The 21315-nt window shown below is 70.5% G+C and carries 15 protein-coding genes; 8 read left to right on the top strand and 7 right to left on the bottom strand.

Annotation, left to right across the window (positions count from 1 at the left end):
- Positions 1 to 40 precede the first annotated feature (40 nt).
- Complete coding sequence (locus tag ACVTJA_RS07715; RefSeq protein ID WP_465840335.1) at positions 41 to 1267, top strand: glycosyltransferase family 4 protein; 1227 nt, start codon at positions 41 to 43, stop codon at positions 1265 to 1267.
- A gap of 11 nt (positions 1268 to 1278) precedes the next feature.
- Here the strand turns inward: ACVTJA_RS07715 and ACVTJA_RS07710 are convergent, their stop codons facing one another.
- Both ACVTJA_RS07710 and ACVTJA_RS07705 read right to left on the bottom strand, forming a co-directional pair.
- Complete coding sequence (locus ACVTJA_RS07710) at positions 1279 to 1857, bottom strand: hypothetical protein (RefSeq protein WP_465835111.1); 579 nt, start codon at positions 1855 to 1857, stop codon at positions 1279 to 1281.
- Positions 1858 to 1861: 4 nt separating this feature from the next.
- The gene (locus tag ACVTJA_RS07705) at positions 1862 to 2344 is read right to left on the bottom strand and encodes a hypothetical protein (protein ID WP_465835109.1); all 483 of its coding nucleotides are present in this window, start codon (positions 2342 to 2344) and stop codon (positions 1862 to 1864) included.
- 128 nt (positions 2345 to 2472) lie between these two features.
- Between ACVTJA_RS07705 and ACVTJA_RS07700 the strand changes: the two genes are divergently transcribed.
- The gene (locus tag ACVTJA_RS07700) at positions 2473 to 3621 is read left to right on the top strand and encodes a glycosyltransferase family 4 protein (RefSeq protein ID WP_465835107.1); all 1149 of its coding nucleotides are present in this window, start codon (positions 2473 to 2475) and stop codon (positions 3619 to 3621) included.
- A 7-nt stretch (positions 3622 to 3628) separates the two neighbouring features.
- On the opposite strand, the gene ACVTJA_RS07695 is transcribed toward ACVTJA_RS07700, so the two are convergent.
- The 5 genes from ACVTJA_RS07695 to ACVTJA_RS07675 are packed head-to-tail and all read right to left on the bottom strand — an operon-like array spanning position 3629 to position 10859.
- The gene (locus tag ACVTJA_RS07695) at positions 3629 to 4771 is read right to left on the bottom strand and encodes a glycosyltransferase (protein WP_465835105.1); all 1143 of its coding nucleotides are present in this window, start codon (positions 4769 to 4771) and stop codon (positions 3629 to 3631) included.
- On the bottom strand, positions 4740 to 6275 hold the full coding sequence (locus tag ACVTJA_RS07690; protein ID WP_465835103.1) for a hypothetical protein: 1536 nt from the start codon (positions 6273 to 6275) through the stop codon (positions 4740 to 4742). Before ACVTJA_RS07690 ends, ACVTJA_RS07695 begins: the two co-directional genes overlap by 32 nt.
- Complete coding sequence (locus ACVTJA_RS07685) at positions 6272 to 7411, bottom strand: glycosyltransferase (protein ID WP_465835102.1); 1140 nt, start codon at positions 7409 to 7411, stop codon at positions 6272 to 6274. Before ACVTJA_RS07685 ends, ACVTJA_RS07690 begins: the two co-directional genes overlap by 4 nt.
- The gene (locus tag ACVTJA_RS07680) at positions 7408 to 8667 is read right to left on the bottom strand and encodes a glycosyltransferase (RefSeq protein ID WP_465835099.1); all 1260 of its coding nucleotides are present in this window, start codon (positions 8665 to 8667) and stop codon (positions 7408 to 7410) included. The genes ACVTJA_RS07685 and ACVTJA_RS07680 overlap by 4 nt, the downstream gene beginning before the upstream one ends.
- Positions 8664 to 10859 carry a GumC family protein gene (locus ACVTJA_RS07675; RefSeq protein ID WP_465835098.1) on the bottom strand — a complete coding sequence of 732 codons (2196 nt, stop codon included), beginning with the start codon at positions 10857 to 10859 and terminating at the stop codon, positions 8664 to 8666. The genes ACVTJA_RS07680 and ACVTJA_RS07675 overlap by 4 nt, the downstream gene beginning before the upstream one ends.
- Positions 10860 to 11075: 216 nt before the next feature.
- Here ACVTJA_RS07675 and ACVTJA_RS07670 point away from each other — a divergent pair, with 216 nt between their 5' ends.
- The 6 genes from ACVTJA_RS07670 (at position 11076) to ACVTJA_RS07645 (ending at position 21314) form a co-directional block, all read left to right on the top strand.
- Positions 11076 to 12425 (top strand): methyltransferase domain-containing protein, encoded by a 1350-nt coding sequence (locus ACVTJA_RS07670; protein ID WP_465835097.1) that lies wholly within the window; start codon positions 11076 to 11078, stop codon positions 12423 to 12425.
- Between the two features lie 13 nt (positions 12426 to 12438).
- Positions 12439 to 14139, top strand: coding sequence for a hypothetical protein (locus ACVTJA_RS07665; protein ID WP_465835096.1), 1701 nt, complete (start codon positions 12439 to 12441; stop codon positions 14137 to 14139).
- Between the two features lie 266 nt (positions 14140 to 14405).
- Positions 14406 to 15125 carry a hypothetical protein gene (locus tag ACVTJA_RS07660; protein ID WP_465835095.1) on the top strand — a complete coding sequence of 240 codons (720 nt, stop codon included), beginning with the start codon at positions 14406 to 14408 and terminating at the stop codon, positions 15123 to 15125.
- Between the two features lie 56 nt (positions 15126 to 15181).
- The gene (locus ACVTJA_RS07655) at positions 15182 to 19591 is read left to right on the top strand and encodes a pilus assembly protein (protein WP_465835094.1); all 4410 of its coding nucleotides are present in this window, start codon (positions 15182 to 15184) and stop codon (positions 19589 to 19591) included.
- Positions 19588 to 20142, top strand: coding sequence for a type IV pilus modification PilV family protein (locus ACVTJA_RS07650; RefSeq protein ID WP_465835093.1), 555 nt, complete (start codon positions 19588 to 19590; stop codon positions 20140 to 20142). The genes ACVTJA_RS07655 and ACVTJA_RS07650 overlap by 4 nt, the downstream gene beginning before the upstream one ends.
- Positions 20139 to 21314, top strand: coding sequence for a PilW family protein (locus ACVTJA_RS07645; protein ID WP_465835091.1), 1176 nt, complete (start codon positions 20139 to 20141; stop codon positions 21312 to 21314). Before ACVTJA_RS07650 ends, ACVTJA_RS07645 begins: the two co-directional genes overlap by 4 nt.
- Position 21315 lies beyond the last annotated feature (1 nt).

Genomic DNA, 21315 nt, shown 5'->3' with positions numbered 1-21315 from the left:
CTTGACCCACCTGAAGGGGTCTGCTTCGGTCCGGGCCGCCGTGCGCATCCTCTTCCTCAATCCGGTGGGCATCCTTGGCGGCGCCGAGCGCGCGCTGTTGGACCTGCTCGCGTGCCTGAAGCGGTTGGACGCGGAGCTGTCGCTCCATCTGCTGGCGGGCACGGAGGGGCCGCTGGTGGACGAGGCGCGGGCGCTGGGAGTGGAGGCGCGGGCGCTGCCCCTGCCCGAGCGGCTGTCCGCGCTGGGAGACAGTGCACTGCGTGGACGCGGGCCGCGAGAGGCGCTGCGCTTCGCGAGGGAACTGGCGCCGACGCCGCTGCTGCTCGCGGGCTATGGCCGGACGCTGCGTCGCGAGGTGGCGGCGGTGCGTCCAGACCTGCTGCACTCCAATGGCATCAAGACGCACCTGCTCAGCCCGGTGACGGTGGGGCTGCCGCTGAAGCGCGTGTGGCACATCCACGACTTCCTCGGCGAGCGGCCGCTGGTGCGAAGGGCGCTGGGGACGCTGGCACCGCTGGCCTCCGCGGCCATCGCCAACTCGGGCGCGGTGGGCGAGGACACGCGCGAGGTGCTGGGCCGGGTGCCCGTGCACGTCGTGCACAACGGTGTGGACGTGGAGCGCTTCTCACCAGGCGCCGGAGATGGAGCGAGGCTGGACGCACTGGCCGGCCTGCCGCCCGCGCCCGAGGGCACATTGCGCGTGGGGTTGGTGGCCACGTACGCGCGCTGGAAGGGGCACGACGTCTTCCTGGAAGCAGCGGCGGAGTTGATGCGGCGGCACCCCGCCCTGCCCGCGCGCTTCTACCTGGTGGGCGCGCCGCTGTACCGCACGCCCGGCTCGCAGTTCTCCGGGGAGGAGTTGCGCGGGCTCATCGAGTCGCGAGGGCTCACGGGACGCGCGGGGCTGGTGCCCTTCCAGCCGGAGCCGGCCGCCGTGTACCGCGCGCTGGATGTCTTCGTGCATGCCAGCACGCGGCGCGAGCCCTTCGGCCTCACGATTGCCGAGGCGCTGGCGTGCGGGCGGGCATCCATCGTCTCGCGCGCGAGCGGCGCTGCGGAGGGGCTCACGAATGGCGTGGACGCGCTGGCCGTGCCTCCGGGGGACGTGAGCGCGCTGGTGACGGCGCTGGGAACGCTGCTGGAGGACGGGGAGCTGAGAGCGCGACTGGGCGAGGCGGCGCGGCGCACGGCGGTGGAGCGGTTCTCCCGTGAGCGGTATGCGAGTGAGATTCTCGCGGTGTACCGCTCGCTCGTGCGCGGGGCCTGAGCCCTCCGGATTCAGGGCAGGTTGTCGGGCTGGCTGTCGAAGAGCGCGTGGAAGAGCGTCGTTCGCGGCGGCTCCATGTTGTGCACGTAGAGGGGGATGGGCGTGTCCGCCACCTCGCGCGGGAGCCGCCGCACGTCGAAGGTCTCCTCGAGCTTCCGGGAGATGATGTCGGCGGGAGCGCGCATCTCGGGTGGGAGCGGGTCGAAGCTCAAGCGCGGGTTGTGCCGCTGACGGCCGACGAAGTCGTACTGCACGCCGTAGACGGTGTAGATGGGTGCGAGGACGCTGAGGCAGCCGACAAGGGCGAAGGGGAACTGCGAAGAACTCTGTGGATTGCGAGCGTAGGCCACGCCGCGAAACGCGCTCGCGGCCGGGCCCATGGTTGCGTTTCCAATTTCGAAATCAGGAAGCAACTGTCTCAGCGCATTCAGAAATGCCCGCCAGCGTCCGAGGTCCTTCTCCAGTCGCTCGTCCCAGAAGTCACAAAACCTGTCGTATTCGGGGGAATTCATCTGCCTGGCCTCGTACTCCCTGTCCGCACGCCAGTACTTACGAGCGATGGCCAGCAGCTTCTCGGTTGAAAATTCCATGGTGTCAGGGCCCCACATAGACGGGCTTTGTCTTCTTGTGGCACTGCAGCGAGACATGCGAGCCCACCACCATGCCGCGCAGCGTGGCGTCGTAAGCGTCATGAAAGCGCTGGCAGGCGAGTACCAGAGGGGTCTCGGGCGTCACTGACTCGAATGCGAATTGAGCGGCCAGGTTCGCACACCTCGCGGCAAGGGTCTGGGCCCGTTCGTTGGAGATGGGCTCGTCCTTGTTCTGCAAAGGCATCCCGACTCCCAGTCGGCACATGTATGGCGCACCCGCAGCCCTACGCAGTGCGACGTTGATACAGGCCTCACGCCAGCCATCTGGTCCGGGTTCAGACTTGGTGATGATGGTGACGAACTGGAAGTGGTGCGGCTGGAGACTGCCCTCGACGAGGGTCATCGTGCTTCCCGCGGCACAGCCCGACAGGAGCGCCAGCAGCAGAGCGGGCAGGCAGACGCGCGCAAGCCAGTTCGGTGGGACCATGCCGTCCGCTCCTGATGGGTCGGTATGACGTTTGGATTCTACCGTCCGCAACTGGAGCACACCCAAGCGATGCCTTGACCTGTCCTGACGGCTCTGGTTCGGTCGCGCACACTCCGAGGGCTCCCCACGTGAAGCGGACACGCAGGCTCGTCACCGTCTCGCACTCCTATGTCGTCACTCTGAACCGGCGCCTCGCCAACGAGATGGCGCGCGTGGGCGGTGGCGAATGGGACGTCACCGCCGTGGCCCCTCGCTTCTTCCATGGCGACCTGAGCCCACTCACCCTCCAGCGCGAGCCGGGCGAGCCCGCGCGCATCGAGGGTGTTCGCGCCCTCTTCAGCCGCTCGCTGCATGGCTTCGTGTACGGGCCGGAGTTGCGCGCGCGGCTCGCGGGAGGCGTGGACCTGGTGCACTCGTGGGAGGAGCCGTACGTGCTCGCGGGGCTGGAGGTGGCGCTGCTCACTCCGCGCCGCGTGCCGCTCGTCTTCTGCACCGCGCAGAACCTGTCCAAGCGCTACCCGCCGCCCTTCGCGCAGGCGGAGCGCTTCGTCGTCCGGCGCGCCTCGGGCTGGGTCGCCTGGGGCGAGACGGTGAAGGACAACCTCCTCTCACGGCCCGGTTATGCGCAGCGACCCGCGCGCTACATCCCCATGGGCGTGGACACGGAGCTGTTCCGTCCGGACCGCGCCTCGGGCGAGACGCTGCTGCGCGAGCTCGGCTGGGAGACTTCGGGTCCGCCCGTGGTGGGCTACCTGGGGCGCTTCGTGCAGGAGAAGGGACTGCCGCTGTTGATGGAGGCGCTGGAGCGGCTGACCACGCCATGGCGCGCGCTCTTCGCGGGCGGCGGGCCCATGGAAGACGTGCTGAGGGCGTGGGGCGCACGGCATGGAGACAAGGTGCGGGTCATCACCGGCGTCCCGCACACCGGCGTCCCGCGCGTGCTCAACGCGATGGATGTGTTGTGCGCGCCCAGTCAGACGGCTCCGAAGTGGAAGGAACAGTTCGGCCGCATGCTCGCGGAGGGCTTCGCCTGCGGCGTGCCGGTGCTCGGCAGCAACTCCGGTGAGGTGCCGCACACCGTGGGCGATGCAGGGCTCGTGCTGCCGGAGGCGTCTCCACCCGCGTGGACCGAGGCGCTCGCGGGTCTGCTGGAGAGTCCGGAGCGCCGACGCGAAATGTCCGCGCGAGGAAGGGAGCGCGCCGTCACCCGCTTCGCGTGGCCCGTGGTGGCACGCGCGCACCTGGACTTCTTCAACGAAGTGATGGCCGCGCGGTGAAGGCGCTTCAGCCCTCGCGCTCCACCACGTCGCAGATGGCCTCGGCCATGCCATCCCACGTCTGCGAGCGCAGCGACTCGGACAGCGCGGCCACGTGAGGCGCCCACTCCGCTTCGTGCTCCCGCCACGCATCCAGCCGCCGCACCAGTCCGTCCACGTCGTCCGGGTCGTCCAGCAACAACCCACGCAGCGCGGCCGGGTAGCGCTCCGCCACGCCCGCCGTGCGGCTCACCAGCGCGGGCAGCCCGGCGCACAGCGCCTCGTGCACACCCAGGCCGTACGCCTCGTACCGCGTGGGCGCCACCAGCAGGTCCGCCGCGGACAGCAGCACGGGCACGTCCTTGCGGAAGCCGAGGAACTGGATGCGCTCACCCAGTCCCTTCGCCTGGGCCTCGCGCTCCCACGCCTCGCGCTGCGCGCCCACGCCCACCACCTTGAGGTCCACGCCCCAGTCCCCGCGCGCGCACAGCCGCGCCCACGCGTGGAACAACGTGTCGAATCCCTTGCGCCTGTCTCCCAGCGCGCCCACGAACAGCGCCACGCGCCGCGACTCCGGCCAGCCCAGCGCCGCCCTCGCCGCGCGCCGCTCCTCGGGCGACACCGGCCGGAAGCGCTGCGGCTCGCTGCCGTAGTACACGACGCGCACCTTCGACTCCGGCACGCCCGTGGCCGCCGCCAGGTCCGCGCGCGTGCGCTCCGAGTTGGCGATGATGACGCGCGCTCGCCGCAGCGCCTCGCGCTCGCCGCGCAGGTACATCCGGTGGCTCAGCCGCCCCTTGAGCCGGCGCAGCGCACCGCCCACCGGCTCGGAGACATAGGCCCCGTGTACGTAGTGCACCCAGTTCGCCCCGGGCACCGGACAGTTGCCACCATTCGCCAGCACCCGTCCGCCCTCGGCGCGCGTGCGCAGCGCCCACGCGCGGCCCACCGCGTCCAGCAGCGGCTCGCCCAGCATGTACGCGTTGCCCGGCTTGGGCACGCGCACGAAGCGCACGTTGGAGTAGCCGAGCAACTCCTCCGCCACCCGGTGCGCCACGAGCCGCACCGGTCCGCCCTGCTTCGCCAGCCAGAGCGCGAGCGCCAGGTTGGCGCGGTCCATTCCCCCGGTGGCGACGAAGTCACCGGCGATGAGCGTGTACGGTCTTCGCATGGGCCATGGCGCCGAAGAGCGCAGCGTTGAGCAGCCAGAACTCCATGCCTGTCTGGCTCAGGAAGAGCGGATAGCTGAAGGTCAGCGCCACCGCGCCCAGGTTGTACGCGAAGATGACGCTGCCCCACAGCCAGAACTCTTCCGGCCCGTCATCCTTCCGCTGGGCGATGCGGAACACCCACCACAGCGTGGCCAGCAGGCCCAGCGGGTAGAGGAGGATGGTCAGGAAGCCGCCATCGAAGACCCACGCCGTCCACTGGATTTCGGCCCACAGTGGCGGGCGCTCCGGGTCGCTGTTGTCCCCGAAGTACGCGTTGGCCATGCCGTAGCGGCCCAGGCCCGCGCCCAGCGGGTACTCGGGGAGGAGCTCCTCGAACGTGCCCTCCAGGAAGCGGCCGCGGTTCTGCTGGTAGACGTCCTCGGGCCGTCCCTCCACGAGGGTGGACCACCGGTTCATCACCGCGTCACCACCCACCGCCACCGCCCAGCCGAAGGCCCCCACTCCCGCGGCGCCCATGACGCCCATCAATGTCAGCAACCGCATCACTCGGCCGCTCAGCGCGAGCACTACCGCCATGGCCAGCAGGCATACGGCCAGGGTGATGAAGATGGCGCGCACCTGGCAGAGGTAGAGACAGACCAGCCCCGTCAGGATGCCGCCCACGCTGAGCACGCGCACCAGCTTGCGCCGGGACGACAGCAGGAAGCCGCTGCCGAGCAGCACGGTGTAGAAGCCACCCGCCGCCGCGCCGCTGGGCATGTCCGTCAGGCCCATGGGACGCAGCACCATTTCGCCGCTGGCCGTCTCGAACTGGAGGCTGCGCAGGTAGCTCTCTCCCTGCCCCTCCACCACCGCGGACATGGCGGGCTGGAAGCGGCCGGGGAAGTAGACCTGGAGCACACCCACCGTGGCGCTGGCGGCGTTGAAGAGGAAGATGAGCGCCAGCGTGCGGTGGAACGTCTTCGCGTCGATGGACAGCCGCGTCACCCACACGAGCGGAGCCACGACCGACAGCTCGATGCCGAGCTGCGCCAGTCCGCCCAGCGCGCTCGACGTGCCGGGGTTGAAGAAGTTGAGCGCGGTGATGCCCATGGCGCCCAGGATGAACGGCCGCGCCGGGTGCTTCAGCGCGCTCCCGCGCACGAGCGCCAGCAGCGCCAGGCTGACGCCGAAGGCGGTGATGCGCACCACCATGCGCAGCGGCGCAATCGCGGGCACCAGCAGCGCGAGCTGGCAGGCAAAGAGCAGGCAGATGAAGTACGGCACCAGCCGCCCCGACGCGAGCAGCCCCTTGCGAGCAGGCGCCGGAGCCGCGGCGGCCTGCGCCTCCAGAGCCCCGGTGCCTCGCGCTTCCGAAGCCTCGGGCTGCACCCGAGCTCCTGGCGGAAGCGACTCCAGCGGAGCACCCGGTGCGCGGCGCACGTAGTGGCGCCGCAGCACTCCGGGCCCCTGGAGCTGCGGCCTCGCCACCCCGGGAGGGGTTGTCGGACGCGGGCTCGTCATGACGCGCGAAGCCTCTCCTCGGGGACGATGTCGCGCAGGGCCTCGTCCAGGTGGCGCAGGTAGAGGGCCGGGTCACACAGCTTCGCCGCGCGAGCGGGCCCCGCCGCGCCCAGCCGCTGACGCGCCTCCGGATTCTCGATGAGCTTGCGCAGCTCCACCGCCAGCGGCGCCGGCCGGGGCGGCACCAGCACGCCGCAGGTGACGTCCACGATTTCCAGCGGTCCACCCATCGCAGTGGTGACGACGGGCAGCCCCGCGTGCAGGGCCTCGATGAAGGCGATGCCGAACGGCTCCGCGGAGACGTTGGGCTGACAGTGGATGTCCGCGGCCCGCAGCAGCCTCGGCACGTCCGAGCGTTGCCCGAGGAAGTGCACGCGCCCCGTCAGCCCCAGCCCTTCCGCCTGGGCCTTCAGCCCCGCGAGGTATTCCTCCTCGTCGGGCCGCTGCGCGCCACCAGCCACCCAGGCCTGCCAGTTCGGCACCTGACGCAGCCGCCCCAGGGCCTCCAGCAAGAGCCGCTGTCCCTTCCACTCCTGCATGCGGCTGGTCTGGATGATGATGACGTCCTTGTCGCCCGCGCCCAGCTCCGCGCGCAGGCGCGCCCTGTCCTCCGCGGCCGCCGGCGCAGGCGCGCGCACCGGGCAGTAGGCCAGCCGCGAGCGCGCATGGGGATAGACGGCCGCCAGCGTCCCCGCGGAGAAGCGGCTGTTGGCGATGACCAGGTCGGGCGGTGTGACGCGCGCCCAGCGCTCCAGCCAGTGCCGGCCGTTCAGCGCGTCGTGCTGGTAGAAGACGAGCGGCACGCCGGACGCGCGCACCACCGGGCCGAACAGCGCCTGCGGCCAGATGGCATGGCAAAGCACGGCGTCGTAGCGCTCGCGCTTCAGCAACTCCCGCAGCGCCGCCCGCGCGCGGTACACCGTCCACGGACGGCCCACCCGCGCCTCGCCCAACAGGTGCAGCTCCGCGCCCGCCTCGCGCAGCTCGTTGGCCAGCCGGCCCTCGAAGCAGAGAGCAAAGGCGTGCGTCAGCTCGGGGTGGCGCGCCTGCTCGCGCGCCACCGTGTGGAGGAAGGTCTCCACGCCGCCATAGAGATTGCCGCTGTAGACGTGCAGCACGCGCATGGGGTGTCTCACGCCCTCCCCGCCGCGGCCTGGGGCGTGGCGTGCACCTGCGCCTCCTCCACCACCGGCACGGGCCGCCCGAGCGCCTCCGCGTACAGCGTGAGGCTGCGCGTGGCCATGATGTCATGCCGGAACTCGGCCACCGCCCGCTCTCGCGCGGTGTGTCCCAGTCGCTTCGCCAGGCCCGGCTCCTCCACCAGCCGCCGCGCGGCCATCGCCAGCGCCGCCGCGTCGCCCACCGGCACAGTCAGCCCCGTCTCCTCGTGGCGGCTCACCCACGGCACGCCCGAGTGCGGAATCGCGGTGTTGAGCACCGGCAGCGCGCTCGCCATGGCCTCCACCTGCGACAGGCCATACGCCTCGCTGCGCGCGTTGCTCGGGAACCACAGCGCGGTGGCCGCGCGGTACGCCCCGGCCAGCGCGTCCGGCGGCAGGTAGCCCGCCCACGTCACGCGGTCCTCCACGCCCAGCGCCCGCGCCCGCTCGCGCGCCTCCGCGTGCAGCGGCCCCTGCCCCACCACCACCAGCCGGCCCGGCACCCGCGCCAGCGCCTCCAGCGCGGTGAAGAGGCCCTTGTAGTAGACGAGCCGCCCCACCATCAGCCACAGCGGCGAGCCCGCGGCCTCCGCGCGCCAGCGCGACTCCGCCGCGAGCGCCTCGGCGGACGGGCGCAGGTACGGCGTCAGGTCGATGCCCAGCGGCAGCGCGCGCACCTTGTTCCGGAACGCGCGCAGCAGCGGCGAGCCCGGCACGTACGCCTCGCTCGTGGCCAGCACGCGCCGGGCGCGCGCGTACAGCAGCGCCTCGAAGGGGCGGAACAGCGCGCCCGCCACCCGCTGGCGGATGACGTCGCTGTGGTGCGTGACGAAGAGCGGCGGCAGCCGGGGCGCCACGTCCAGCGCCAGCAGCATGCTGGGATTGGGCGTGTGCAGGTGCAGCACGTCCACGCCCCGCGCCAGCGCGCGCCGCAGCACGCGCGGCAAATCTGGCATCACGTCCATGCGCGCCACCGAGGCCGCGCGCCCCAGGCGCACCACGCGCACCGGCCCATCCCAGTCCTCGCGCGTGGGGCTGCGTCCGTGGAACTCGTGGCTGGTGCCCGCGCCGTCCGCCGAGTGGTTGGCGCACAGCACCTCCACCTGCGCGCCGGCTTCCGCCTGGGCCCGCGCCAGTGTCTGCACGTGGGCCTCCATGCCTCCGGAGGCCGGCGGATAGAACTTGCCCAGGTGCAACACCCGGAGGCCCGCACCCGCTGACGACCCGCTCACGACTGCGCCACCCCGTCCTTGGAGTCGTCCGCGTACTGCCCGTAGCCCTGGTAGGCCAGGTACGAGTCCCCATAGCGCGGCGCCCGCAGGTCCACGTCGTTGAGGACGGCGCCGTACATGCGCGCCTGCACGTCCGCCAGCGAGCGCAGCGCGCGCTTCGCCGACTCGCGATTCGTCTTGCCCGCCTTCAGCACCAGCACCACGCCGTCCGTCTGTGTGGCCAGGACGGCGGAATCCGCCACCGCGTTGATGGGCGGGCTGTCGAGGATGACGCGGTCGAAGCGCTCCGCCACCGACTTGAGCAGCTCCGCGAAGGCCTGCGTGTGCAACAGCTCCGCCGGGTTGGGCGGCAGCGGGCCGCACGGCAGCACGAAGAGGCCGGGCACCTCGGTGCTCTTGATGGCCTGCTCCAGCTTGCCCTCGCCCACCACCAGCGAGGAGATGCCCAGCTCGTTGGGCACCCCGAAGGCGCGGTGCAGCCGCGGGCGGCGCATGTCCGTGTCCAGCAGCAGCACCCGGTTGCCACTCTGCGCCATGGCCACGCCCAGGTTGATGCACGTGGTGGACTTGCCCTCCTGCGGCCCGCTGGACGTCACCACCAGCGTCTTGAAGGGCTTGTCCGGTGACATGAAGAGCAGGTTCGTCCGGATGGCCCGGCAGCACTCCGCCACCGACGACTTCGGCTCGCGGTGCACGTACAGGTCCCTGTCACGCGGCGCCTTGTGGCCTTCGATTCGCGGCACCACGCCGAGGAAGGCCAGGCCCAGCCGCTCCTCCACGTCCGCCTGCGTGGCCACGCTGTTCTCCAGCAGCTCCAGCAGGAAGGCGATGCCCAGACCCGCCATGAGCCCCATCACCAGGCCCAGCGCCAGGTTGCGCCGCGTGTTGGGCTTCACCGGCGCGAAGATGGGCCGGGCCGGGTCCAGCACGCGCACGTTGCTGGTGCGCAGCAGGCCCGACAGCTCGATGTCCTTGAGGCGCTTGGCCACCAGCTCGTACAGGCGCTGGTTGTTGTCCGAGTCGCGCTTGAGCCGGTCGAACTCGATGGCCTTCTTGTTCACCGCGAAGGCCTCCGCCTTGGCCGCGTCCAGGAGGCGATCCAGGTTCTTCTCCTGCGCCACCGCCTCGGCGAGCGACGTCTCCGCCGCGCGCACGATGTTGCTGAGGCTCTTGAGGAAGTCCTCGCGCACCACCGACAGCTTGCGGTTGCACTCCAGGAGCTTCGGGTGCTCGGGCAGGTAGCGCTCACCCAGCTCCGCGCAGGCGACGCGCAGCTCGGTGTAGTTGCGGCGCAGGTCCTGGATGGGGCCCTCGTTCATGCCCGTGAGCGCCTCGGCCCACGTCTCGTCCTCGGGGGACGCCTTGCGCAGCTTGTTGATGGCCTCCACGCGCGCCTGCTGCGCGGCAATCTGGATGCGCACCTCGGTCAGCTTGAGGTTGTACGAGTTGATGCGCTCGCTGACGATGCTCATCCGCGACTCGAGCGACGTGGACAGCATGTCCGCGTCCTTCTTGAAGTCGTAGACGGCCAGCTCGCTGGACTTGGACTTGGACTCCAAATCCTCCAGCCGTCCCTCCAGCCACGAGCGCGCGTCCTCCGTCATCCGCAGCTTGAGGGCCAGGTTCTCCGCCATGTACGCGGCGGCCACTTCGTTGGCGAGCAGCGCCGCGCGCTTCGCGTCCAGGTCATCCACCGCGATGTTGATGACGCGCGAGTCCTTCGCCGGCACCACGCGGATGCGCGACTGCACAATCGCCACCGCGTCCGTGGCCTGCATGGCCTGCACGCGCAGCTTCTCGTCCTTCACCGCCGCCAGGCCCAGGAAGTCCGCGTCCGCGCCCAGGCCCAGCTTGTCCACCACCCGGCTCGCCACCGCGCGCGAGGTGATGATTTGGCTCTGGGTGGCGTAGTACTCCTTGTTGAACCAGTAGTTGCTGCGCTCCTCGCCCATGACCTCCTTCACCTCGCTGTCGAGGAAGCGCGGAGCCGTCACGTCGATGATGAGCGAGGTGCTGGCGGAGTAGACCTTCGGCTGGCGCAGCGTGTACGCGGCAGACAGCGCCGCCACCACCACCGCCACGCCGAGCACGACCCATTTACGCCGCCACAGCGCGCGCACGTGCTGCATCATGCCCGCGGGCGTCAGGGCACCGGCACCACCGCCGGCCGGGTCGAACACGGTTCCGTCCACGTCTCGTCTCTCCTGGAAACCCACTGGAGCGGCCCGGCCCGTCAGGGCCTCCGCCCGACCTACACCCACACGTCACAAGCGCCGTCGAGCGTGCCGTTTCCACGCCGGGTTGTCCATCGTTCCACTGCTGCCTGGATGCCCTCCATCCACTCATCTTCGCGGGCCCGGTAGGACATGAACGCGCGCGTCCTGACAGCCTGTGCTACTGAGCGCCGCGTGAATCCCTCGCTCTCCTTCGTCCTGCCCTACACCGCCCGCAATGCCGACACCGCCGCTCGCTTCGCGCGAGAGCTGTCACGGAATGCGGAGGTGGTGCTGGCGGGCGAGGGCCCCGTCGAGGTGACGCCTGGCCCCCACCTGCACGTGCTCCCCGTGCAGGGAGGCAAGGGGACGGCCCTCCGCGCCGCGCTGGCGCGGGTGACGGGCGAGGTGACGGTGGTGCAGGACCCGGACACCGCCTGGTCCCCGGACGTGTACGACACGCTGGTGCGCCCCATCCGCGCGAACACCGCGGACGCCGTGTTCGGCCGCCGCACCGTGCAGGGCCTGGCGCCGCAGCTGCTCGCGGACCGCGCCCTGGGACGCGTCACCCGCTTCGTCACCGACGTGGCGCTGAAGGACCCGCTCACCGGCCTGCGCGCCTTCCGCACGGACGCGCTGCGCTCCGTCACCCTCACCAGCGACGACGACGCGGTGGACGCGGAGCTGGTGGTGAAGCTGGCCGCGCAGCTCTTCCGCCTCACCGAGGTGGACCTGCCGCCCGTGCCGGTGGTGCCGCGCCGCCCGCGCGCCGCCAATGTCTCCCGGCTGCGCACGCTGCTGCGCTACGCCACCGTGCGCGACGACGCGGACAACCAGCACGAGGGCTACACCACGCTGGAGCGCATGGACGGCGCCACCCACTACAACCAGTGGCTGGGCCGCCGCTTCCGCGAGCACCTGGGCCGCCGCGTGCTGGAGATTGGCGCCGGCATCGGCACGATTACGCGCGAGCTGGAAGCGGGCCTCGAGCTGCTCATCGCGCTGGAGGTGGACCGCTTCTACGTGGACCGCCTGAAGAACCTCTTCCGCGGCAAGCCCCACGTGCGGCCCTACCTGTCCGACGTGGCGCTGGCGGACTGGGAGTCCCTCCAGGCCGAGCGCCTGGACACCATCGTCCTCTCCAACGTGCTGGAGCACATCCCCGACGACGCCTCGGCGGTGCGGCGCTTCCGGCAGATTCTGTCGCCGGGCGGGCGGGTGGTCATCCTCGTGCCGGCGCTGCCGCAGCTCTTCGGCGCCATCGACGAGGCGGTGGGCCACCACCGCCGCTACACGCCCGCCACGCTGCGCGCGGTGCTGGAGGAGAACGGCTTCGCGGTGGAGAAGCTGGAGTGGATGAACCTCGCCGGCCTGCCGGGCTGGTTCGTCAACAGCCGCCTGTTGCGCCGCCGCGCGGTGCCCAAGCTGCAGCTCAAGCTATACGACACGCTGGCGCCGCTGCTCGCCCAGGCGGAGTCCCGCGTGAAGCTCCCCGTGGGCATGAGCCTCTTCGCCGTGGCCCGCGTCACCGGGGGCGATGCGTGAGGAGTCCGCGTCCATGAGCGCCGCCCCTCGGCCTGACGCCGCCCACGCGTCCTCACCGGCGGAGGCGCCCTCCACTCCTTCCGAGCGTCCCGTGTCGCAGGCGACCGGAGCGCCGCGCGCCGTGTGGGCCGTGCTGGTGGCGCTGTACGTGCTGCTCTTCCCGTACCACCCGGGCCTGCGCTCGCCCAACGAGCTGTGCCGGCTGTGGCAGACGCGCGCGCTGGTGGAGTATGGCACGCTCGACATCAACGGCGCGCTGCGCGACTACGGCTACGTCGGCGACTTGTCCGTGAAGGACGGGAAGTACTACCCCAGCAAGGCGCCGCTCCTGTCCTTCGCCGCCGTGCCGCTGTACGCCACGCTGCGCGCCGTGGGCGGCGGCCACCGCGACTCCGTGCCGGAAGTACCGCTCGTCTTCTTCTCGCGCCTCTTCCTCACCGTGCTGCCCACGCTGGGCATGCTGTGGCTCCTGCGCCGCTACCTGCGCGCGCACCTGGAAGCGCCCGTGGCGGACGTCCTCACGGTGACGTACGGCCTGGGCTCGCTGGCCTTCAGCTACTCGCTGCTCTTCATGAGCCACCAGACGACGGCGGTGCTCCTCTTCGCCGGCTTCTACGCGCTGTGGCGCTGCGCGCGCGGCGACTGGCGCGAGCGCGGCTACCTCGTCGCGGGCGCCTGGGCCGGAACCACCGTGGCCGCCGAGTACACCGGCGCGCTCGGCGTGGCGGGCCTCGTGCTGTACGCGGCGCTCACCGTCCTCTTCCAGTCCGGCCCCATGCCAGAGCGCCTGAAGCGCCTGGGCCGCGCCGCCGGCCTCGCCACGCTGGGCGCCCTGCCCTTCGTGGTGGCGCTGGCCCTCTACCACCAGGCCGCCTTCGGCCACCCGCTGACGACGGGCTACAAGTACCTCAACGACGCGGCCTACCAGCCGTGGCACCTGGGCGGCTTCCTCGGCATCCGCACCCCGGACCCGCGCGCCTTCGTCCTGTCCTTCTTCTCGCCCCTGCGCGGCCTCTTCACCCTGGCCCCCTTCCTGCTGCTCGCCCTGCCGGGACTGGTGCTGCTCAAACGCCGCGCCGGAGCCTCGCCCGAGGGGCGCGCGGTGGCGTGGATGGGCGTGGCGCTGATGGTGGGCTACACGTACTTCACGTCGTCCTTCTCCTACGACTCCTGGGGTTGGACGACGGGGCCGCGCCACCTCACCGGCCTGGTCCCCTTCCTCCTGCTCCCCGCCGGCCTCTTCCTGGAGCGGCTGCGCGCCTCGGGGCGGACGTGGACGCTCGGCGTGGCCGCCCTGCTGTGCGCGGCGTCCCTCCTCACCACCGGCGCGGCCACCTTCATCAACTACATCCCGGACGACGTCTCCAACGCCGTGGGAGGGCTGGCGCTGCCGCTCCTCGACTCGGGCTACTTCCCCTCGGGCGTGCTGGCCTTCCTCGGCGTGCCCCAGCCCGCCGCGGGCCTCGTGCTCCTCGCCGCGCTCATGGCCGTGGCCGCGTGGGTGTTCCGCGAGGTGGCAAGAGCCCCCGGGCGCGCGTGGCCTGTCACCGCCTCGCTCGGCGCGGGCCTCGTCACGCTGGCGCTGCTCGTCACCTTCCACGCCCTCACCACCGAACACGACGACGCGGATCGCAACGCGGTGCGCTTCCTCCAGTCCGTCTGGCTCTCCCCGCCCGGCCGTGCCGTCCCCTTCTGGCCCCGTCCCGGCGGTTGACACAGCACCGGCTTTTCCGTGCCTCACGGAGAATCCAATGCCTTACATTTTCTGAGAAACCCGTTGCGCGGCCGGCACTCTGTCCGTCCTGCCTCGCAACTTTTGCGGACCTTGCAAAGGTTGTCAGCTCAACACGTGTCACCCTCCACCCAGGGGCTGTGCCAAAGGGCTGAAACAATTGAAATTCGCGCGCTCCTGCCGTGGGCCCGGGGATTGCTGAGCGAGTGACCTGCTCTTCCCCGCTGCCTGTCCGGCAAGGAGCCTCCGTGATTCGTCTTCCGTCCCACACGCGCGTGCCCGCGAGCCTGTCCGCCTGCCGGCGGAGCGTGCAGCGGGGGCACCGGCGGCCGGAGCGCGGCATCGCGCTGCTCATCGCCGTCGCGCTCATCGCCGCCATCACCGCCGCGACGCTCATCTCCCTGCGCGCCGTCTCCACGGAGAGCGCCCTGCAGGGCCAGGAGCGCCGCGCGCGCGAGGCCTTCTTCGCCGCCCAGGCGGGCATGGCGGAGGGCCGGGACTGGGTGCGCTCGCAGCTGACGACCACCGTCTTCACTCCGTTCCTCAACGGCACCGTGCTCGGCGCCCGCGTCAACGAGGCGGGCCTGCCCAGCGACGCCAACGTGCCCTGGTTCGAGGTCATCCCCTGGACGCCCTACACGCTCACCACCACGCCGCTGGGCATGGCCATCGATGATGGCTTCTCGGGGGCCAACCGGGAGATGAACGGGCCGGACGGCGTGCGCATCCCCGACTTCCCTACCGCCGGCGGCGTGCGCTACCGCGTCTTCCTCGTCGACGACGACGATGGCGACAGCCGCACGACCGACGCCAACTCCCGCGTCTGGCTCGTCTCCGTGGGCGAGGTCGCCGGCCCGACGGGAAGCCAGCCCCACCGCTCCATCATCCGCACCCTCATCACGCCCAACACGAGCGGCGGCGAGGGTCCCCCCTGCCACGAAGCGGGCTGCGAAGCCAACGACTTCTGAGCGCCGCCCACTCCCCATTTCAGCAGTACGCGAAGCCCTTCCGTGAAGGACACGCCATGCGCCTCTGCCAGTTCCTAATCACCGCCCTGGTCCTCACCGTGCCCGGCGCCGTCCTCGCGCAGGACGGCGGCACGGATGGGGGCGTCGCCGCCAACTTCAACACCTGCATCGACACCACCGGCGAGGACCACCAGCCGGACTTCAATGCGGACGCCGGTGGCTACAGCGCGGTGCTGCTGACCAACGACGCCCCGCCCAAGCTGCGCCTCAACACCAACCAGGTCGTCCTGGACCCCGAGCGCATCATCCTGCCCTTCGAGCAGGACCTCGAGGCGCTCATCGTGGACGACCGCGCGGGTGACGGCGCCTCCCACACGCTGGGCTGGTTCTACTACCAGGACCTCATCGACAAGGGCTACGTGGACACGCACGGCACGGAGACCACCGACGATGACACCCTCATCGACGCCGACAACAGCGGCGTGCCGGACTTCCACGAGGACCTCTACAACCTCAACCCGGCCCGCACGTATATCGGCGTGAGCCCCCGGTGCCCCGCCAAGCCGAACTTCGTCCATACGAAGCCCGACGGCACCACCGTCACGCTGCGCGAGCCGGAGCTGCTCACCGGCGCCTGCAGCGAGCCCACCACGTACTCCGCCACCGGAGGCCCCCGGCGCTGGCCCGACGGCGACACGCGCTACCCCCAGCCCAGGCCGGGTGGCGCCGCGGTGGGCCGGTCCCTCGTCTGGTACGACCTCAACTGGCCCAACACCAACCGCACGCTGAACATCTACAACGACTCGGCCTCCAGTTACACCAAGACGGACTCCTGGTTCAGCGACCAGGGCCTCTTCCCGCACATCCCCAACCTGCTCGAGCCCAAGGACCCGAAGAACGGCAACAAGGGCCTGGGCTACATCGCCCTCCTCGCCACCGACGACGACGCGAACAAGTGCCCCAACTCCGGCACCTCCGAGTGCCTCCAGCCGCGCATGGCCTGGAGCACCGACGGCGGCACGCAGGTGGGGCCCATCTTCGACAAGTCGGGCGCCTATGACGGCATCCCCGACTACAAGGCCAGCGCCTTCGACAACACCGGCCACCTCATCCCGGGCAAGAACGGCAACGCCTCGCCCAACGAGGACGACCGGCGCGTGAAGATTGGCCGCATCAAGGGCAACAAGGAAATCGTCTTCTTCCTCGTCACCTACGTGGAGCAGATCTACGGCTGGATGGACGGTGAGCAGGCCACCGACTCCTGCTTCATCACGAGGCCGGTGCCCGGCGGCATCCAGTGCCAGCTCTGGGCCCACGGCGACATCAACGTCTTCTTCTCCAAGACGTTCCTCAACATGGACCTCCACCAGACGGGAGGCACCGTCGTCCTCGACGACAAGGAACTGCAGACCGGCTGGCTGGATGACGGCGCGTACGACCGGCTGTTGACGCCCGAGTATGGCCACGTCTTCTTCGAGCACAGCCAGAAGAAGGACATCCTCTCGTACGGCCAGCGCGCGGCGCACACCATCGTGGGCGCGCCCGACAACAACCCGCGCGTCTGGATTCTCGGCTGGGAGGACCAGAACTCGGGCGGCAACCGCACGTACAACGACATCGTCATCCTCATCAACAAGCAGAACAACGGCGTCTACAAGTCCGACATCGTCTCGAACATCAACCTGAACGTCGCCCGCGACTACACCATCACCTCCGTCACGCTCACCGTCACGGACCACCCGTTCTACGACCCGAACGGCAACAGCGGCGCGTGCACGCCCAACATCACCCAGCCGGACGGGAGCATCTACAAGCCACGGCCCAAAATCACCTACGAGGTGGCGCTGGACTGCAAGGTCTGCGTGGCCAACTGCAACACCACCACACCCGTCTTCGAGCCCAACCCCGGAGAGCCGCAGTGGGTCACCGTGCCCTTCACGAACCCCACGGCGCCGCCCGGCCAGCGCAACAACGTGACGGTCTCCATCGACAACCTGCTGGAGCGCGGCTACACCGGCACGCAGCTGTGCTGGCGCGCCGTCCTGGAGAGCCCCGGTGAGGGCTGCCAGCCCACCATCGCCAACGTCGACATCTCGTACAAGGCGCAGAAGGCCGGGCAGTACGCCCGCGCGAGCCCCATCCGCGTGGCCAACGCCACCCTCTACGGCATGAGCGAGGTGCCGGGCCGCAGCTGGGTGGAGAGCGCCACGCTGGCCCCCTCCAAGCGCATCCTGGACGGCCGGCCGGACATGAGCCCGCGCGGCCACCTGTACCTGAAGAAGCTCTACGAGCCGACGAACCAGACCGTCCTGCTGCCCGACAGCGACGCCGCCAACCCGCCCATCTGGGACGCCGGCGAGGTGCAGCGCGTCGCCATCAGCACGGGGGACCCGAACAGCCGCAAGCTCTACAGCCGCGTGGGTGGCACCCGCGTCGAAATCAAGAACGTCACCGCCAACATCTTCCCCACCAGCGGCGCGGACAACCTGTGCACGAACGTGCCCCGGTACGACCTGGACAACGACGGCTTGTGCAATGCCACGGACCGCAACGTGTTGCGTGACTGGCTCTACGGCTGGGAGAAGTACGACTCCCTTCACCCCAATGACCCGGACCTGTCGCCCCGGCGCACCTGGCCCGTGGGCTCCATCAACCTGTCCACCCCGGCCCTGGTGGGCGTCGTCACCGAGCCCGCCTGGCTGTCGAACACGGGGGTGACGGAGGCGGAGAAGACGCAGTTCCGCTCGAACTTCAAGGACGCGCCCGCCATCGCCGGCCGCAAGGCCGTGGCCTTCGTCGGCACGAACCAGGGCTTCCTGCACGCGGTGGACGTGGGCAAGTGGAACTCGAAGAACGACCCCTGCACCACGGCGACGGAGTACAGCGGCCACTTCGAGCTCGGCAACCCCGCCGCCTGCACGGGCGCGCGCCAGTACGGCACCGGCTCGGAGCTGTTCGCCTACCTGCCCGGGAAGATGCTGCTCAACTACGTGGAGACGTACGTGCGCACGCCGCGCGCGGACCGGGCGGCCGCGACGATGGACGCCTCGCCCACCTTCGCCTCCGTGGACCTGGGCCAGAACACCAACCCGGACAACAACGGCACCAACGACTACAACAACAAGAAGGGCTACGTCCCCGCGTCGACGACCGCGTGGAAGCTCAGCACCGACCCCACGCAGCTCACCGGCGCCAAGACGGTGCTGACCAGCGCCGCGGGCCCCAACATGAGCGTCTTCTACGCGCTCGACGTCACCAACCCGAGCAGCACGAACACGAACTACCCGTGGCCCATGTGGGAGTTCGACATCGCCAATGACAAGTTCCACACGGTGGACTCCAGCGGCGTGCTGTGCACCACCAGCCACCCCGACTGCGCGAGCATCAGCGAAATCATCGGCAACGCGTACCCCTCGAATGCCCCCGTCAAGGCGGACACGCGCGGCTCGCGGCACAACCCGCTGCTCCTGCGCATGGACTTCGGCACGCGCGGCGGCAAGAAGTGGGTGGCGGCCTTCGCCACGGACTTCACGCCGCGCACGGACACCGCCGGCACGCTCTACCTCATCGACGTGAAGACGGGTCAGCCCATCATGGCGAACCACGGCAACGGCATGAAGCAGCGCCTGACGGGCGTCGTCACGCTCGGCACGGACCCCGCGAAGGACCACAACCAGGGCATCGGCGGCAGCCCCTCGGCCGTGGACGTGGACGGCGACGGCAGCTACGACGTCATCTACGTGCCGTCCACCTCGGGCAAGGTCTACAAGGTCAACCTGCGCGACGTGGACGCGACGCGCGACTACGGCAAGGCCATCAGCTCGTGCGTCATCGCGGACGCGCAGAAGGCCAAGTACGCCAACACCGCCATCGTGGACGACGCGACCAGCCAGCGCATCTACTCGAACCTGTCGCTGCGGACGAACCGCTCGGGCACCAACGCCACCGTCGACATCTACTTCGGCACGGGCAACAACCCGGACTCCGACGTGGACGCGGACGACCTGGCCGCCACTCCGCGCAGCTACCACGTCATGGCCTTCCGCGACGCCAACCCGCTGACGCCCAGCTGCACCGTGCAGCAGCTGTGGGTGCAGAAGCTGGCCTCGGGTCAGTCCGTCTGGGGCGGCCTGGTCATGCAGGAGGAGACCGTCACCACGGCCACCGCCGTGGGCACGCGCGCGGATGTCTGCAGCGTGAGCGACGACACCAGCGGCATCATCTACGCGTTCAATCGGAACAACGGCGCGGCAATGCCCGGCAGCGGCACCGTGCTGAACGACCACGTGTTCAGCCCGCCGGTCGTCGTCGGCAAGCGCGTCTTCATCCGGCCCAACAACAACGCGCGCATCGAGCTCGGCACGGGGACGCTGGACCCGCCCACGGGGAGTTCGGGAGGCAACACGTCGCGGACGCTCATCTGGGATGTCCGCCCCGACAGCAACATCCGTGAGGTGATTCCGTGAGCAGAACGCAGCAACGGAGGGCGGGCGGGCGCCGGGGGGCGACGCTGATGGAGGCCATGGCCACCATGGTGGTACTGGTGGTGGGCATCCTCGCGGTGTCGCTCACGGTGCTCGCCTCCTCCCGGCAGAACCGCCGCAACCTCATCCAGGCGCAGGCGAGCATCATCGCGGAGCGGGAGCTGGAGCGCATCGTCGCCATGGGCTGCACGGGCGTGGCGCCCAACCCCCTGTGCGGCAACATCCAGGCGCTGGACGGCCTCCCGCGCCCTTCCTGGTACTGGGCCGCGGACGGCCAGCCCCAGACGACGGCCCCGGCCCCCGGCCAGCCGCGGCTGCAGTTCGACGTCGCCGTGGACGTGGACCCGGGCCCGGGAGGCGCCTTCGAGGGCGTCGCGCGGGGCAGCCCCGCGGTGGACCGCGTCGTCAACGGCCAGCAGCTCATCCAGGTCATCAACGTGCGCGTGGTGGTGAGCTGGCTGGACCCGACGCTGACCGGCGTGGGCGCCCCCACGCGGCGCGCGGTGGCCCTGCAGACCCGGATGACCCAATGAGACAGCCACTTGCATCCGCCCCCCGGGGCTTCACCCTCCTCGAGGTGATGATTGCCAGCAGCCTGTCGCTGCTGGTGCTCGCCGGAGCCATCACCGCGGGCGTCTACCTCCAGCGGCGCGGCCTGCTGGAAGAGCGCACCATGGAGACGCAGAACGCGAGCCGCGCCGCTCGCGACCTGCTCGTCCCCCCCTTGCAGCGGGCGGGCGCGGGCTTCGGCCGGGCCCGGCTCAACGTGGGCGGCAACGGCGCCCAGGTGGACCAGCGCTACGCGGTATGGGTGACCACCAACGCCACCTTCTCGGGGGACTCCACCTTCGCGGCGCCCACGGGCGTCTACGCCACCCTCGTCTCGGACGCGGTGGAAATCTGGGACGCGGACACGTCCCGTGCGATGCAGCTCACCACCAACTGTGGCGCCAAGGTCTGGGATGGAACCAACCTGTGCGGCACCAACCTGGCGGACGGAGGAATCCCCGCCAACACGCTCGCGGTGGTGGCCAACGCCGAGGCGCAAACGGCCTGCGTCGGCGTGGTGGGAGCTGGCCGAGACCTCGCCAACAAGACCATCGCCTGGACGGCCGGAGCACCGGGCCTGCCCGCGCTGCCCGCGGGCAGCGACTGCTCCTCTCCCACCCAGGCGGCGGGCGTCTACGACTCCAGCAACTCCATGCTGATTCCCCTGAACGTGCTCGCCTACCGGGTCAACTGGAAGACGGGCCGGCCGGTGCTGGAGGTGGACCCGGACGGGTCCGCCGGCCCCGCCACCTACCAGGCCCTGGCCACGGACATCGAGCGCATCAAGGTGCGGCTCGGGCTGTATGACCCGAACGACCCCAACGACGACGTCGACTTCTTCCCGGACCCGGCAGCGGGCCGGCCGGCCGTGGACACGTGCACCAACCTCGCGTGCTGGTCCAAGATACCGGGAGACGCGGGCACCATGGGCGCCAACGAGACGGGGCCGGGCAGCGCACGCGACGAGCTGATGCGCCGCGTCCGGCTGGTGGAGCTGCTCATCACCGCGCGCACGCAACAGCCGGACGTGGACGCGGTGCTCCGCGGCGCCAACGGCTCGACGACGGACTCGGAGGGAAACCCCGTGGACGGCTACAAGCGGCGGCACGTCATCCAGCGCATCTCCCCGCGCAACTTCGCCCTTTCTGGAGGCTGAC

It is taken from the genome of Pyxidicoccus sp. M6 (genome assembly GCF_055568925.1).
Note: the sequence above shows the minus strand (reverse complement) of the source record. Positions and strands in the feature narration are given on the sequence as shown.